The 15399-nt window shown below is 35.4% G+C and carries 6 protein-coding genes; 5 read left to right on the top strand and 1 reads right to left on the bottom strand.

The annotated features are described in order from the left end of the window. Positions 1-19 precede the first annotated feature (19 nt). From LY28_RS14495 to istA, 5 genes are all read left to right on the top strand, one after another. The gene (locus LY28_RS14495) at positions 20-11332 is read left to right on the top strand and encodes a non-ribosomal peptide synthetase (RefSeq protein WP_165835580.1); all 11313 of its coding nucleotides are present in this window, start codon (positions 20-22) and stop codon (positions 11330-11332) included. 59 nt (positions 11333-11391) lie between these two features. Continuing rightward, positions 11392-12444 carry an adenine nucleotide alpha hydrolase family protein gene (locus LY28_RS14490; RefSeq protein ID WP_110462907.1) on the top strand — a complete coding sequence of 351 codons (1053 nt, stop codon included), beginning with the start codon at positions 11392-11394 and terminating at the stop codon, positions 12442-12444. A 569-nt stretch (positions 12445-13013) separates the two neighbouring features. Next, entirely contained in the window at positions 13014-13316 is a 303-nt protein-coding gene (gene tnpB / locus LY28_RS14485; protein WP_110462906.1) for an IS66 family insertion sequence element accessory protein TnpB, read from the top strand. A gap of 153 nt (positions 13317-13469) precedes the next feature. Beyond that, entirely contained in the window at positions 13470-13634 is a 165-nt protein-coding gene (locus LY28_RS14480) for an IS66 family transposase (RefSeq protein ID WP_110462905.1), read from the top strand. Between the two features lie 184 nt (positions 13635-13818). Further along, positions 13819-15132, top strand: coding sequence for an IS21 family transposase (gene istA / locus LY28_RS14475; RefSeq protein WP_110462904.1), 1314 nt, complete (start codon positions 13819-13821; stop codon positions 15130-15132). 4 nt (positions 15133-15136) lie between these two features. Here the strand turns inward: istA and LY28_RS14470 are convergent. Next, the coding region (locus LY28_RS14470) for a transposase domain-containing protein (protein ID WP_133250184.1) at positions 15137-15399 on the bottom strand (263 nt) is incomplete at its 5' end.

Here is a 15399-nt window from a genome sequence, read left to right as displayed (position 1 = left end):
GGCTATGGGAGGGTCAAAAATGAGTAGCATAAACTTCTATGATTTGTCAAATCAGGAAAAGAGAAAATACCTGCAAAAGGTACGAACTCTAATAAAAGAAAATAAGTCAGAGGATGCAAAGAAAATTCTTGATAATCTAAATGTAGCGGATTTAGAAACTGTGGAAAAATATAACCCGTTTCCTTTAACAGATATACAGGAATCATTTTCAGTAGGAAAATACTTTGGCAAAAGCTTTGATAATGTTGGGTGTCATGTTTATTTTGAGTTTGAAGAAGAAAATCTTGATATACAGCGATTAAATGAAACGTGGAACAGACTTGTGGATTACCATGAAATGCTTCAGGTAGTAATACTTCCTGACAGAAAACAAAGAATTAAAAAGAGTATCCCTAATTATGATTTTGTTGTATACGATATGAGGGAGAAAAGTCCAGAGGATATTGAACTGCATTTTAACAGTATAAGAAATAAACTGTCTCATAAGCTATATGAGGTCAATCAATGGCCTCTCTTTGAGATTTGTATTACAGTATTGGATAATGACAGGAATATTATTCATTTTAGTATGGATGAATGGATAGTAGACGGCTCCAGCCTCTCTTTGATATTTAATCAGTGGTATAACCTGTACAAGAACCCAGAGTTTAAACTTCCGATGCTGGACTTTAACTTTAGGGATTATGTAAAAATTCAGAAAGAAAGAGAGGTTTCTTCAAAATATAAAAAAGACCTTGAATTCTGGATGAATAAATATGCAAAATTGCCTGGGGGGCCATCTCTTCCATACAAGAGCAATCCAACCAAAGAACAGGGGAAAAGCTATTTTACCAGAAAAAGATATTCAGAAGTAATTGATAAGAAGTACTGGGATGGTTTAAAGGCTATAGCACAAAAGCTTGAAGTATCTAATACTTCGATGTTATTAATGTGCTTTAGTGAGCTTCTTTATTATTGGAGTAGCGAATCAAGCTTTTCAATAATTGTTACGTTCTTCAACCGTCCACCTGTTAATAGAAATATCGATAAAGTTGTGGGACCTTTTGTATCAACTAATATTTTTGCTATAGAGGATATTGACAAGTATACTATTAAAGAAAAGGTAAAATGCTATCAGCAAAAGTTATGGGAGGATCTAGACCATAGCAGTGTAAGCGGAATAAGGGCTTTGCGTGAACTAAGGGTAAGGGATAAAAAAGTTCCTAACCTTTCTGTCCCTGTTGTTTTTACAAGTATGCTTAACAATGCAGGAAAGAATGCACAAGATAGCTGGCTTGAAAAAGCAACTTATTCTATTTCTCAAACACCGCAGGTATGCCTTGACCATCAAGTACACGAGAAGTTTGGAAGCCTTTATATAATGTGGGATATAGTAGAGGAGTATTTTGAGGATGGCGTAGCCCAAAAAATGTTTAAAGAGTACATAAGACTTATTTGTACACTTGCAACAAGTGGTGATATGTGGGAGAAGGCATCGTTAATTGATTACATTCGGATGGATAATAAGCTTCTCCACAAATATGTCAATGAAATACCTTTCAAAAAAGAACAGGTAAGTAAAAATGATAGCTTCCAGCTATCGGATATGCAACAGGCAAATGCTTTTGGACATATTCAAAACAAAGAGAGTTGTATGGCATATCAGGAGTTTGATATTGAAAAATTAGACGTTCAAAAATTACAGCAAGCATTTAACCGTCTAATAAAAATTCACGATATGCTAAGAACAGTTATTAACGGTAAAGGCTCTCAGCAAATACTTGATGAAGTTCCTGAATGCATAATTGAAGTAAAAGATTTAAGACAAAATTCAGATATTGATGTTCAATTGGAGGAAATCAGGAAGGATAAGCTAGAAAAGAGGTTTGATTTAAACAAATGGCCTCTTTATGATTTAACAGTTTCAACCTTGAAAAACAATAGGTCAAGAGTACATTTTACAATTGATGCACTTATTGCTGACGGACGGAGTATTTTACTTCTATATAAACAGCTATTTATGATGTATAAAAATCCTTGCTATGAGATACAAAAACCAGAGATATCATTTTGTGACTACATTCAATATATGAATCGTTTAAAAAATGCACCAGAATGTAAGTCTATAGCTGATTATTGGAAGGAAAAGTTTGATACAATGCCATCGGGACCTATGCTTCCTTATAAAGATGAAAAAGTCGGACAGGCAGTACATCGTAGAATAGAAGGGAAAATAAATAATTGGGAGAAGCTTGAAAGAAAGGCTCAGGAGTTAGCTATTGATCCTGGATTATTATTATTTACTGCGTATACGGAAGTTTTAGCAATGTGGAGTAAAACCTTGCCGTTTACAACCGTATTTGTTGACTGGAACCGTATTCCAATGCATCCTGACATTGATAAGCTTATTGGTGAATTTACCTCTTTAAGCTGGGTAGTAACAAGTGATTCCAGCCTTTCATTTGTTGAGAAGGCAAGATGTTATCAGGAAATAGTACATAATGATCTTGGACATGGGATTATAAGCGGATTAAACCAGTTACGGAAAAAAATGCTTCAAAACGTAAACCATGAAAGTTTAAAGCTACCTGTTGTTTTTACAAATAGTATTGGAGATGACGGTATAGAACTAGGCTCTGATATTTCGTTAGGTTACGGGATATCATTAACACCGGGAGTATACCTAGATAACATGAGCTATAAACAGGGTGATTCACTATTGATATATTGGGATTTCGATGCTTCCGTATTTCAGGACGGTATAGTTGAAGAAATGTTTAATAAATATGAAGAAGTTTTAAAATCACTAGCAGACGATACATCTTCATGGGATGACTTGAAAACAAAAATGACTTATACTTCCGTTATAGATGATAATACGGCTTTAATGAAAAAAGATCTGGACTATTCTAAGTTTAAATGCATACACACTATATTTGAGGAACAGGCGCAGAAGAATCCTTATGCAGTTGCACTAACCTTTAATGGGCAAAACATGATGTATGGAGAACTTAATAATAGGGCAAATCAGCTTGCACATTACTTAAGACGGTTTAATGTTGCAAATCAGAAACTTATTGGTATTTGTATGGAGAGATCCCTAGAAATGATTGTTGCTATACTTGGTGTATTAAAGAGTGGCTGCGCGTACATTCCACTTGATCCGAATTATCCAAAGGAACGCCTTGAATTAATAATAGACGATTCTCAAATACCTGTGTTAATAACCCAAGAGAAATGTTTATGCAAGATTTCCACAAGTAACAAAATGGAAATTATTTGTATGGATAGAGACAAGTTAAAAGTAGATATGGAAAGCAATCAAAACCTTCAGATTAATGTAAAATTAAGCGATATCGCATATGTTATTTATACATCAGGTTCAACAGGAAAGCCAAAAGGAGCTTTGATTTCTCATTATAATGTTGTGCGTTTATTTGAGTCTACATATCAATGGTTTAAGTTCAACGATAAGGATGTTTGGACGTTGTTTCATTCATATGCCTTTGATTTTTCTGTTTGGGAAATATGGGGTGCTTTGTTATACGGAGGACGCCTTGTTATAGTTCCATATAATATAAGCAGAATGTTTGATGAGTTTTATAAGTTAGTTGTAGAGGAAAAGGTAACAGTCCTTAATCAGACGCCTACAGCATTCAGACAGTTCATGCTTGCTGAGAATAAGCTTGGAAAGAGTTCAAATTTTGCTCTGAGATACATAATTTTTGGGGGTGAGGCACTAAATTTACAGTGTCTTCGCCCATGGTTTAGCAGCCATGGTGATAAGGTACCTCAGCTTGTGAACATGTATGGAATAACTGAAACTACCGTTCATGTCACATATCGCCCTATTACTATGAGTGATAAGGATTGTAAGGCTAGTGTTATCGGAGAACCAATACCTGATTTACAGTTATATATACTTGATGAAAATCTGAATAAAGTGCCAACAGGAACACCAGGAGAAATATTTGTGGGAGGAGCGGGGCTTGCATCAGGATATCTAAATCGTCCAGTGCTGACAAGCGAAAAGTTTATTTCTAACCCCTTCTCAAATAATAAATCTGACAGACTATATAAAACTGGAGATGCGGGTATGTTTCTGCCTAATGGTGACATTGAGTATTTGGGCAGGATTGATCTTCAGGTTAAGATACGAGGTTTCAGAATAGAACTAGGTGACATAGAAAATGCACTGCTGGGACATGAATTAATTAAGGAAGCTGTTGTTGAAGTACAGGATAAAGATACTGATGTTCCTAAGATAGTTGCATATATTATACCTTCAAGTAGTGAAGAGCCACTATTAAAAGATATAAGACATTATATGAGAAACAAATTGCCAGATTATATGGTTCCTAATATAATCGTTACTGTTAAAGAGTTTCCGTTAACGGAGAATGGAAAGCTAAACAGGAAAGCTTTGCCTTGGCCTGTAGATATGGAGTTAAAAAAAGAAGATAACAAGCAAGAAAAAGAGTTTAGAGACATAACTCCCGAAATAATAGTTATTTTTAAGGAAGCACTGGAGAGTAACGAGGAGATAAGTGAGAATGATGATATATTTGACTTGGGAGCTACGTCGCTAACGCTAATGACTATTACACAAATAATAAGCGAGAAATATGGGATGGCAATTCCTGTAGAGGTATTTTTGTCAACTCCGACTATCAAGGATGTTGTGAAGTACATAAAGGATATGCAAATGGGTGGAGAAGTTTGTACTACTCCTGAGTCAAATTCATCTATAGGAAGTGGCGTTGAAAAAGAGGTACTCAACAATATTGAAGCTACTATGGTTGTAGATGATAATGTAAAATTGCTAGGTGAAGTGATAGCAATCTTTAAAGAGGCACTGGAGAGCACTGAAGAAATTAGTGAGAATGATGACATATTTGACTTGGGAGCCACATCGCTAACGCTAATGACTATTACACAAATAGTAAGCGAGAGATATGGGATGGCAATTCCAGTAGAGGTATTTTTGTCTACTCCGACTATCAAGGATGTTGTGAAGTACTTAAAGGATATGCAAATGAGTGGAGAAGTTTGTGCTACTCTTGAGTCAAATTCATCTATAGAAAGTGGCGTTGAAAAAGAGGAACTCAACAATATTGAAGCTACTATGGATGTAGATGATAATGTAAAATTGCTAGGTGAAGTGATAGCAATCTTTAAAGAGGCACTGGAGAGCACTGAAGAAATAAGTGAGAATGATGATATATTTGACTTGGGAGCTACATCTCTTACGTTAATGACTATTACACAAATAATGAGCGATAGATATGGAGTATCAATTCCTGTAGAGGTATTTTTGTCAACTCCGACTATCAAGGATGTGGTTAAATACTTAAAGGATACGCAAATGAGTGAAGTTGTTTGTTCAACTTCTGAGTCGAATTCATCTATAGGAAGTGATGTTGAAAAAGAGAGCCTCAATAATCTTGAAGTTGCTATCTCTCTTGGACAGCCAAACTTTAGGAAGGACGTATTTATTAAGTCCTCAAGCACAATTGATTTTGAAAATAAGCAGATTTCCTTTGAAAACTTTTCAAACTTCCTCGGACTATTGAAGATGGAGAAGGTTAAGGGTGAATCAAAGTATTTATATCCTTCAGCGGGAGGAAGAAACTGTGTACAAACCTATGTCTACATTAAAAAAGATGCTGTAGAAGGACTTGTTGAAGGAACATATTATTACAATACATTGCTTCATAGATTATTCCCTATCTCGCAAAATATTGAGATTGGTAATTCTGCAAACCATGTATTTAACCAGCCAATCTTTGAACACTGTAGCTTCATGGTTTTCTTTATTGCACAGTTAAATGCAGTAAAGCCTGTTTATGTTGATTATAGTGCATGTTTGTCAAGAATTGATACAGGTTACATGTCTCAGCTTTTATTAAGCAGGCAGTCGCAGTTCAATATAGGTCTATATCCTACAATAGGTCTTGATTTTAAGCAGATTGAGCAATATTTTAAATTAGACTCTGGACATATGTTTGTTTTCTCTCTAATGGGAGGGTATGTTGATTATCACAATGATCAAACCTGTTTTGATGGATCAGAATTAATAGACAATGTTTACAAAAATAGTCTACACAAGCATTACACAGGAAAGACAGAATTTGATACTATAGATAGTTTGTTAAAAATTCAAAGAGAGAGAAAGTTTAATATTCTAAGCCGTAAGGAACTTGTTTTGTTGACAAAGCAACAGATGCACATCAGAAAATTTCAGGAAACTGATGAAAGCATTGAATTGGCATTATGTAATGTAGAACACAGCAATTATATATTACGTTCTAGTCAGAGACACTATATAGATAAAACAGTTCCTTTTGAAGACTTCTCAAAGTTGTTATCTTTATTAAGGAAAGAACAAGTAAATAGTGGGTACAAAGGGCTATATACATCCCCTGCAATTGTACCTGGATTGGATATATTTCTTTATATAAAGGAATGTGGTGTAGAGTCCATTGAAGAAGGAATATATAAGTATGATGCTCAGCAAAATCAATTAATAAAGATAAATGATACACTTTCTCAGCCAATAAGCAAATGTCATACTCCGTTTAACATAGCTATAAGCAAGGAAGCGAAATTTTTCATCTTCCTTGTATTAAATAATGGGGAAAACAAGAACCTTCTTGGTGACGAATATGTAAACTATGCAGAAATTGAAGCAGGCACCATTGGACAGGTCTTACTAGATAGGCAGTCGGAGTTCAATATGGGTTTGGTACCAATTGGTGGAATGAATTTTGAAAGCATTTATAAGGACTTCAATATTGAATTAGAGAATGTATACATTCATAGCTTTATGTGCGGAGCCGTAGAATATGAACAAAAAAGAGATCCGTCATTTGCTATAGAGCAAAATGAAAATACCGAGATAAACAACGAAATAAAAGAAGTGGAAAAAAATGCTGAAGAACAATATGTGGAAAAAGAAAAGATGTATTACCCGTTATCCTACGGTCAAAAATCAATTTACTTCGAGTACAAGACCGACCCAATGAGTAGTGCGTATAATACTGCTTACCACGTAAGAATTAAATTTAATTTGAACATTGAGGTATTCAGTCGTGCCATTGATTTAATAATAATCAAACACCCGTTAATGCGAGCTACCTTTACAATAGAAGACGGGAATCCATATCAGATTATACATGAAATATATAAACCAACAATAAAGATTGTGGATGCCTCAAACTGGAGCGAGGACAAGCTCATTGAAGAGAATAAAAAAGAGTACAATATTGCATTTGATTTAGAGAATATGCCAGCGTTTAGAATTACTTTATTTAAAATAAAACAAGATGATATTGTGATAATGTTTAATATTCATCATATTATTACAGATTTTATGTCTACAGGAATAATTGTAAAGGATCTATGGGACTTTTACGAAATGCTTTTGAAAAATCCACAAAATATTCCAGAGGTAACACCTAACTTTAAATATTTTGACTATGTTTCATGGCAGGATGAGATGCTTAACAACGAAGATATGTGGAACTACTGGAAAAAGAATCTTGGCGGAGAACTGCCTGTATTGAATTTGACCAAGGATAGACCACACTTGCCCATGCAGACAAAAATAGGTGCAACAAAAAAATTTATTGTGGATAGAGAACTTACAAGTGAATTCAGAGAGTTTGCAAAAAAAGAAAGAAAGTCATTATATACAATAATGCTTACTGCATTTATGGTATTATTGTACAGGTATTCAAGGCAGGAAGATATACTGGTGGGAACTACTGCAAATGCTAGGGTGGGAAATAAGTATAATGATACATTCGGATATTTTATAAATCTAATTGTAATAAGAGGAGATTTATCAGGATATCCAACGTTTAGAGACTTGCTAAATAAGATAAATACAACTGTATACTCAGCATTAGAGCACCAAAATTACCCATTTATGGCGATTTGTGAAAAATTACATCCAGTAAGGGATGCAGGAATATCTCCTATATTCCAAGTGACTTTTCAGTTTATAAGTAAACTTATGACGTCCAAGCAAAATAGCATAAACTCTGGCATAGAGTTTTTTGAAATACCTCAGCAGGAAGGGCAATTTGATATAGATTTTGAGATGATGGAGGAAGAAGATTATATTGATACCCATATAATGTATAATAAAGAGTTATTCAATGACAGCACAATTGAAAGGTTTAAAACCCACTTTGTAATGCTGTTAAGACATATAATCTCCGATCCAGATAAGAAAATAATATCATATGACTTTATTGACTCTGAGGAAAGAGAACTTGTTATTAAAAAATGGAATAATACAGAAGTATCATTTGATGAGGATAAGCATATTCATAATCTGTTTGAAGAACATGCACTAAGGAAACCTGATGAAATTGCTGTTGTGGGCAGAGATGAGCATGGTACAAGGAGAACAATTACTTATAATGAACTGAATACTAAAGCAAACCAGTTGGCAAACCATCTGCGTGAGGTGGTGGGAGAAAATCACTGTATTATTGGCATTTGTCTTACAAAGTCAATTGAACTTGTTATCTCAGTTATGGCAGTATTCAAAGCCGGATTTGCATATGTACCTATAGACCCAGAGTATCCAATTAACAGAAAGGAATTTATTTTATCAGATTCAAATGCAGGAGCAGTTTTAACTGAAACGAGGTTTGCGTCAGACTTTAAAGGAAATAATATAAGTATAGTAGAGATTGACAAAATATTTCCTATACTAAATAAATATGACAATAAAAACCTTAATGTTCAAATACCTAAGTACAGCCTTGCATATGTTATTTATACTTCAGGTTCTACAGGAACCCCAAAAGGAGTAAAAATCATACATGAAGGTGTTACAAATATATTCTATGGATATCAAGAAGGTTATTTGCTTGAGAATATATGTAAAACTCATTTACAGATGGCAAACTTCACTTTTGATGTTTTTGTAGGTGACTTTATAAGATCACTTTGCTCAGGTGGCAAACTGGTTCTTTGCCCTCGTGAATATTTATTGAATCCAGAGCAGCTTTACAATATAATTCAAACAGAGAAGGTTGAATTTGCGGAGTTCGTTCCTGCTGTTATAAGACATCTAGTTCAGTATATGAAAAGAGCAAACAAAATAATTGATAGCATGAAAGCACTTGTAATAAGTTCTGATAGCTGGAATATGAAAGAATACTTTGAGTTTAAAGAATACTTTATTGAAGGTACAAGATTTATTAATGCCTATGGTGTTACAGAGGTGACAATTGATAGTACATTTATTGATTGTGATAAAATTCAGGATGATAGTCAAGGGTTTGTACCTATTGGGAGACCATTTCCAAATACAGAGCTTTATATACTTGACAAGGAACTTAATCCAACTCCTATTGGTATAGCAGGTGAACTTTGTATAGGTGGCAAGGGGGTTGCAGCAGGATATCTGAACAGATCTGAATTAACAGCAGAGAAATTTGTAAGGAATCCGTTTAAGAAAGACCTTGATCCTTCGAAGCCGGAAGCATTTATGTATAGAACCGGAGATTTAGCATATTACCTTCCGAATGGAGTCGTTGGATTCTTGGGACGTATAGACAATCAGGTTAAAATCAGGGGATTAAGAATAGAAGTCGGAGAAATAGAGTCTGTTTTATCACAACATCCTATGGTTAAAGAAGCCGTTGTTCTAGCAAAAAAGGATCAATCAGGAGAAAACATACTTATAGGATATTATACGGAAAATATTAATAACACCATAGGACTTGAGGAACTACACGCTTTTATGAGAAATAAACTTCCTGAATATATGGTTCCGTCTGTATTTATAAAAGTTGATGAATTTCTTCTCAATTCAAATGGTAAGGTAGACAGGAATGCACTTCCAGGACTTGATGCATCAATAAAGGAAAGCGTAAGAGATTATACTGAAGCACGTAATTATACAGAAAGAAAGCTTGTAGAAATATGGAAGGATATTCTACAGATTGAAAAGGTCGGTATTAACAATGATTTCTTCAGTGTAGGAGGGCATTCCTTTATCGCAATTAAATTAATAGATAAAATAGAGAAAGAACTTAATTTTAGGATACCACTTACAGAGTTACTGGTTAATCCAACTATTCAACATCTGGCTAAAATAATTGATGGAAAGAGTGCTGTAGCTGATGAAAGTCAGAGTCAGGATGCCATGAATATTGACTTTGAAGAAGAGGCAAGAATAGAGGGGAAACTTGGTTCAGATTGGTTTAATCCAAAAAGAATTCTCTTAACAGGGGCAACAGGAAGTATTGGAACAAATCTCCTTATTGATATTTTAAAAACATATAAATCAGCTGATGTCTATTGTCTCGTAAGGGCAGAAGACGATGCTGCTGCACTGAGAAAGATTGAAAATTCAATAAAGAGACAACTGCTCTGTGAGAATTACATAATGACAAGGATTGTACCTGTAATCGGGGATTTAGAGAAGCCGTTACTGGGTCTTACAGAACAGAAATTTGAAGAGCTATCAACTAGTATTGACATAATATTTCACAATGGGGCATTTGTTAATTTTGTATATCCATATTCAGTATTAAAGAAGGCAAATGTTTTGGGAACCATTGAAATCTTAAAATTGGCTGCAAGATCAAAAATCAAACCAATACATTATGTATCTACGATTTCTGTATATGATAATATTTATCTGCCGGAAGATAAATCAGGTCAAGTCATAGCAATTAATGACGATACAGAGCTTATTCAAAACGAAGGCCTAAAAAATAATATTGGGTATACTCAGAGTAAATGGGTTGCAGAAAAAATTGTTCAGAATGCTAGAGAACAGGGGCTTCCTATTACTATTTACCGCCCTGATACGGTGTCTGGTAACAGTGTAACTGGTGTATGGAATACAGGTGATTTTGCATGTAAAACAATAAGAAGTATGGCGTTATCAGGGATAATTCCAAATAAAGATGTTTTTTATAATTGGATGCCAGTAGATTATGTAAGCAGTACAATTGTTTATCTATCTACTAAAGCCAACTCTATGAATAATAATTTCAATATGGTATCCCCGTATACTTTTTCTATAAGTGAATTGGCAAGCTGGATAACATCACTTGGTTATCCAATAAAAATAGTACCAATTAATAAGTGGAAAGAGCAACTAAAAGAGAAGATGAAATCTAAAAGTGAGCTTTCTGAAATACCTGCAGAAGTATTTGAAGCAGCTGAGAAATATGATCCTCATAAAGTGTTAAAATACATGTCGGACAATGTTAGACAAGGCTTGCAGGGCTCAGGAATAGAATGCCCTAAAATTAATAAAGAAATTATCAAAAAATACTTTGACTATTTTAATGAATGTGGTTTTATTGAAAAGCCTTAAAATAGGCTGTTGAGTATGTATATATTTAATTTTTATATTATTGAAAGGATTGATTTTTTATGTTAAAAACATGTTCACATTGCTTAATTCAGGAAGACAGAACTAATTTCATTATTGTTGGTTCAGATGGAATCTGTAACTTATGTAAAAGTAAGGAAAAAACTAAGGCTATGTCGTTTGAAGAAAGAAAAAAAATATTTGAGGAGATGATATATAAAGTAAAAGGGAAATATAACTATGATGGGCTGATTATGCTTAGTGGAGGCAAAGATAGTACTTATCTTGCTTTGCGATTAAAACGCGATTATAATCTAAACCTACTTGCTCTTACTATAGACAACGGTTTTGAGTACGAAGATACATTTATCACTTCAAAAAGTGTATCAACTCAGTTAGGTATCCAATTGGTTACATTTAAACCGAGTTTTAAAGATGTAATCTCATATTATAAATTTCTTTTTACTGATAAAAGGTTACATCAGGATGATTGTAGCCAGATATGTTATTTATGTGGAGTTTATTTGAAAAAAGTGGCTTCGGACTTTGCAAAAGCTTTTAATATTCCTTTTGTTTTTACTGGATATGACCCAGAGCAAATTAATGTATATGGGGAAGCAGAGTCAATAGAAACTGATCCCAAAAGGATTATGTATCAAAGAAACCTGAGTAACAAATTGACAATAATGATGGAAGATACTCAGCAATATGTAAAAAGTATAGGCAGAGAGGATTTATTACCATTCTTCCAGATGCCAGATGCAAGTTTTATAAATTACTATCAATATTTTGAGTATAAACCAGTGGAATTTATGGAAGTTGTAAAAAAAGAACTGGGTTGGAAACCATGTAAGAAGTTTGAACATAATTATATTACTTCGGGGTGTAAATTAGGAATAGTGTTATTATATTTGGCCAAATTAAATGGTAAGCAGACCTATATTGAAAAGGGCTACTCATCTTTAATTAGAGATGGATTAATAGATAGATCATTTATTGAAGAGAAATATGCTGATTCTGATAATCTTGAAGATATAGAGACTATACTGAATAATTTGGAATTTGAACCTGAGGTAAGAGAGAATCTGTTGCAAACATTGATTGAGAAGAAGTAAAATAAGGGCGGAAAAGCCGGGAGTAACAGAAGTGTTATTTCTGGCTTTTTATGCCCTTTTTCAGGAGGAAGTATGAAAAAGCCAGCAAGCACTTCGCAAATCAAGTGCCGTTCTTCTCCATTTCTGAGTAAGCGTCAAAAATTTCGACACCTACACATGATGTTTCGAAGCATTTTAAACTGATACCAAGGAGACGGAAATATATGGGCTCAGCAAAACAGACGGACAAGGAATGGGTTGAACAGCAACGAATGTGTGGTAAGACACTGAAAGCGTGGTGTGAAGAGAATGATATTAACCTCTCTACTATGTCGGATAGGATTAGCAAGTTAAAAAATAGGACTTATTCCAAAGAAAAACTCATTTCTGCATAGAGAACCAATGGCAGAAAGCAAAAGGGCAAAAGTGACATCCTTAGCAGTGGTACCTGAAATACAAGTAAAAATTAAAGGTTTTACAGTTATTGTACCTGTAGCTTTAATGAAACAGCATTTATACGTCTATGCAAGGCATTGAAACTATGTTGAACATAAGAGACAGACGAATATACCTTGCTGTGATATACAGACATGCGTAAGTCAATAAACGGGCTGGCTGCAATAGTTGAAGGTATTTTTAGGCTTGATCTGTTCGGTATGACGTTATTTGTATTCTGTAATAGGAATCGCGATCGGTTAAAAATTCTAGAATGCGATGGAGATGGCTTTTTGCTGCACTTTAAGCAACTGGAGAAGGGACATTTCAAATGGTCTTTAGCTGGAGATGAGCAAACCATGATGCTTACATCCGAAGAAATGGAATACTTATTAGGCAGTCCCCGTCTTACACAAAAAATAAAACAGCAGGAAGTAAAAGCAAATGCCATTGTATAAAATAGAACTAAAATAGTAGAAACTATGGATTTAACTGGGCTTTCATGATGTAATATGAATATGAAAAACGAAGAAAAAGTTACAATTACCAAATCTGAATACATATCAATGAAAGAACAAATTGTGCAACTTTCTCAGAAAGTATAATGGTTTATGGAGCGGGTAAAACTTGCGAAGCATCATCAATTTGGTGCATCCAGTGAGAAAAGCCAATACGATCAGTTCAATCTGTTTAATGAAGCTGAGGTAACTGCCGAAGTAAAGGCTGAGCCAGAGCTTGTAGAAATAGAACGCCATTACTGTAAAAAGGCACAATAAAATGCTAATCGGTTTCCACCAGCTGAGTATTCCGGAGTAAAATCCATCACCTGTCCGGTGTATGGAAATCAACATTCCAATTACTAAGAAATCATGATTCCGATAGTCGGAAATCAGTTTATATAAAACTTATAATGGAATAATGCATCGCAAGATGTAAAACCATTATAAGGAGGTCACTATTATGACCAATTACCGAGAAATCATAAGGCTTACCAGCCTTGGATTTACTCAACGCAACATCATGCAAAGCTGTGGTGTTGCACAGAAAACTGTCGTCAAAGTTCAACATCGTGCGAAAGAATTAAATCTTGCATGGCCGCTGAATGAAAGTATGACAGACAAGGCTTTGGATAACCTTTTGTTTCCTAAAGAAGGCAAAGATGCCGGCACCAAAAGGCTTCCGGATTTTGCCTACATCCGCAAAGAACTACTCCGTAATGGAGTCAGTAAAAAGCTCCTGTGGGCAGAATACATGGAGGAATGCCGTTTAAATGGCGAGGAGCCGCTCATGTATTCACAATTCTGCTATTACATTCAACAGGATGAGCAGAAACGCCGTGCCACCATGCACATCAGCCGTAAACCTGGTGAACAAGTAGAAGTTGATTGGGCTGGAGATCCTGCACGGATAATTGATCCGGATACTGGCGAAGTCATCAATGCCTACATTTTTGTTGGTGTCATGACCTATAGTCAGTATGCCTATGTGGAAGCTTTCATCAATGAGAGACAGCAGGCATGGATTACTGCTCATGTCCATATGTACCAGTACTTTGGTGGTGTAGCCAAAATCCTTGTACCTGATAACTGCAAGACAGCCGTGATACATAACGGTGGATGGTACAACCAGCAGGTAAACACTGTCTACCACGAGATGGCGGAGCATTATGGAACAGCCATCATCCCTGCCCGTGTTAGGGCACCCAAAGATAAGCCGAATGCAGAAGGAACTGTTGGAAATATCTCCACCTGGATTACAGCTGCATTACGCAATGAACAGTTTTTCACCCTGGCTGAATTAAACAGAGCCATCTGGGGAAAACTGGAAGATTTCAACTCAAAGCCTTTTCAAAAGAAAGAGGGCAGCCGGTTGGAACTCTTCCGCGACGAAGAACTGCCATTGCTGGCATTATTACCTGCTACCCCTTACGAACTGGCGGAATGGAAACAAGCCACCGTTCAGTTCAATTATCACATATCGTATGACGGAATGCTATACTCGGTTCCATTTGAATATATCAAACGGAAGGTTGATGTAAGGGTAACAGACAAAACAATTGAAATTTTCTACAATCATAACCGTATTGCTTCCCACAGACGTCTTTATGGACGCAAGGGACAGTATGACACCATTGTGGAGCATATGCCGCAAGATCACCAGAAGTATCTAGAATGGAACGGTGATCGCTTTCTTAAATGGGCAGAGCGAATTGGCAGTAATACATATCAGGTAGTGAATGCAATCCTTACCTCCAAACGTGTGGAACAACAGTAAGCGCTTAATCTTGGGGTGTCTTGCTTGAGTCTTTATGACACCATGATGGCAATTCGGGTGACCATGGCAGATAGGGTGTCAGAGATTCTTGCGTTAATTCTTTCAAGCCCGGCAATTTTGACAGTAGATATACCAAATACATATATGGGTTGAGTTGATTCGCTTTCGCAGACTCAATCATGCTGTATACAAGGGCACTGGCTTTAGCTCCACGGGTCGTATCGGCAAAGAGCCAGTTTTTCCTGCCTGTGACATAAGGTCTAATAG

Source organism: Ruminiclostridium sufflavum DSM 19573, assembly GCF_003208175.1.
Taxonomy (GTDB): domain Bacteria; phylum Bacillota; class Clostridia; order Acetivibrionales; family DSM-1351; genus Ruminiclostridium; species Ruminiclostridium sufflavum.
This window is presented reverse-complemented; position numbering and strand designations above follow the sequence as displayed.

Coding starts and splice junctions, on each gene's coding strand:
- LY28_RS14480 (WP_110462905.1), top strand. CDS start 13,470: ATGGAGCGGGTAAAACTTGCGAAGCATCATCAATTTGGTGCATCCAGT.
- istA (WP_110462904.1), top strand. CDS start 13,819: ATGACCAATTACCGAGAAATCATAAGGCTTACCAGCCTTGGATTTACT.
- LY28_RS14495 (WP_165835580.1), top strand. CDS start 20: ATGAGTAGCATAAACTTCTATGATTTGTCAAATCAGGAAAAGAGAAAA.
- LY28_RS14490 (WP_110462907.1), top strand. CDS start 11,392: ATGTTAAAAACATGTTCACATTGCTTAATTCAGGAAGACAGAACTAAT.
- tnpB (WP_110462906.1), top strand. CDS start 13,014: ATGCGTAAGTCAATAAACGGGCTGGCTGCAATAGTTGAAGGTATTTTT.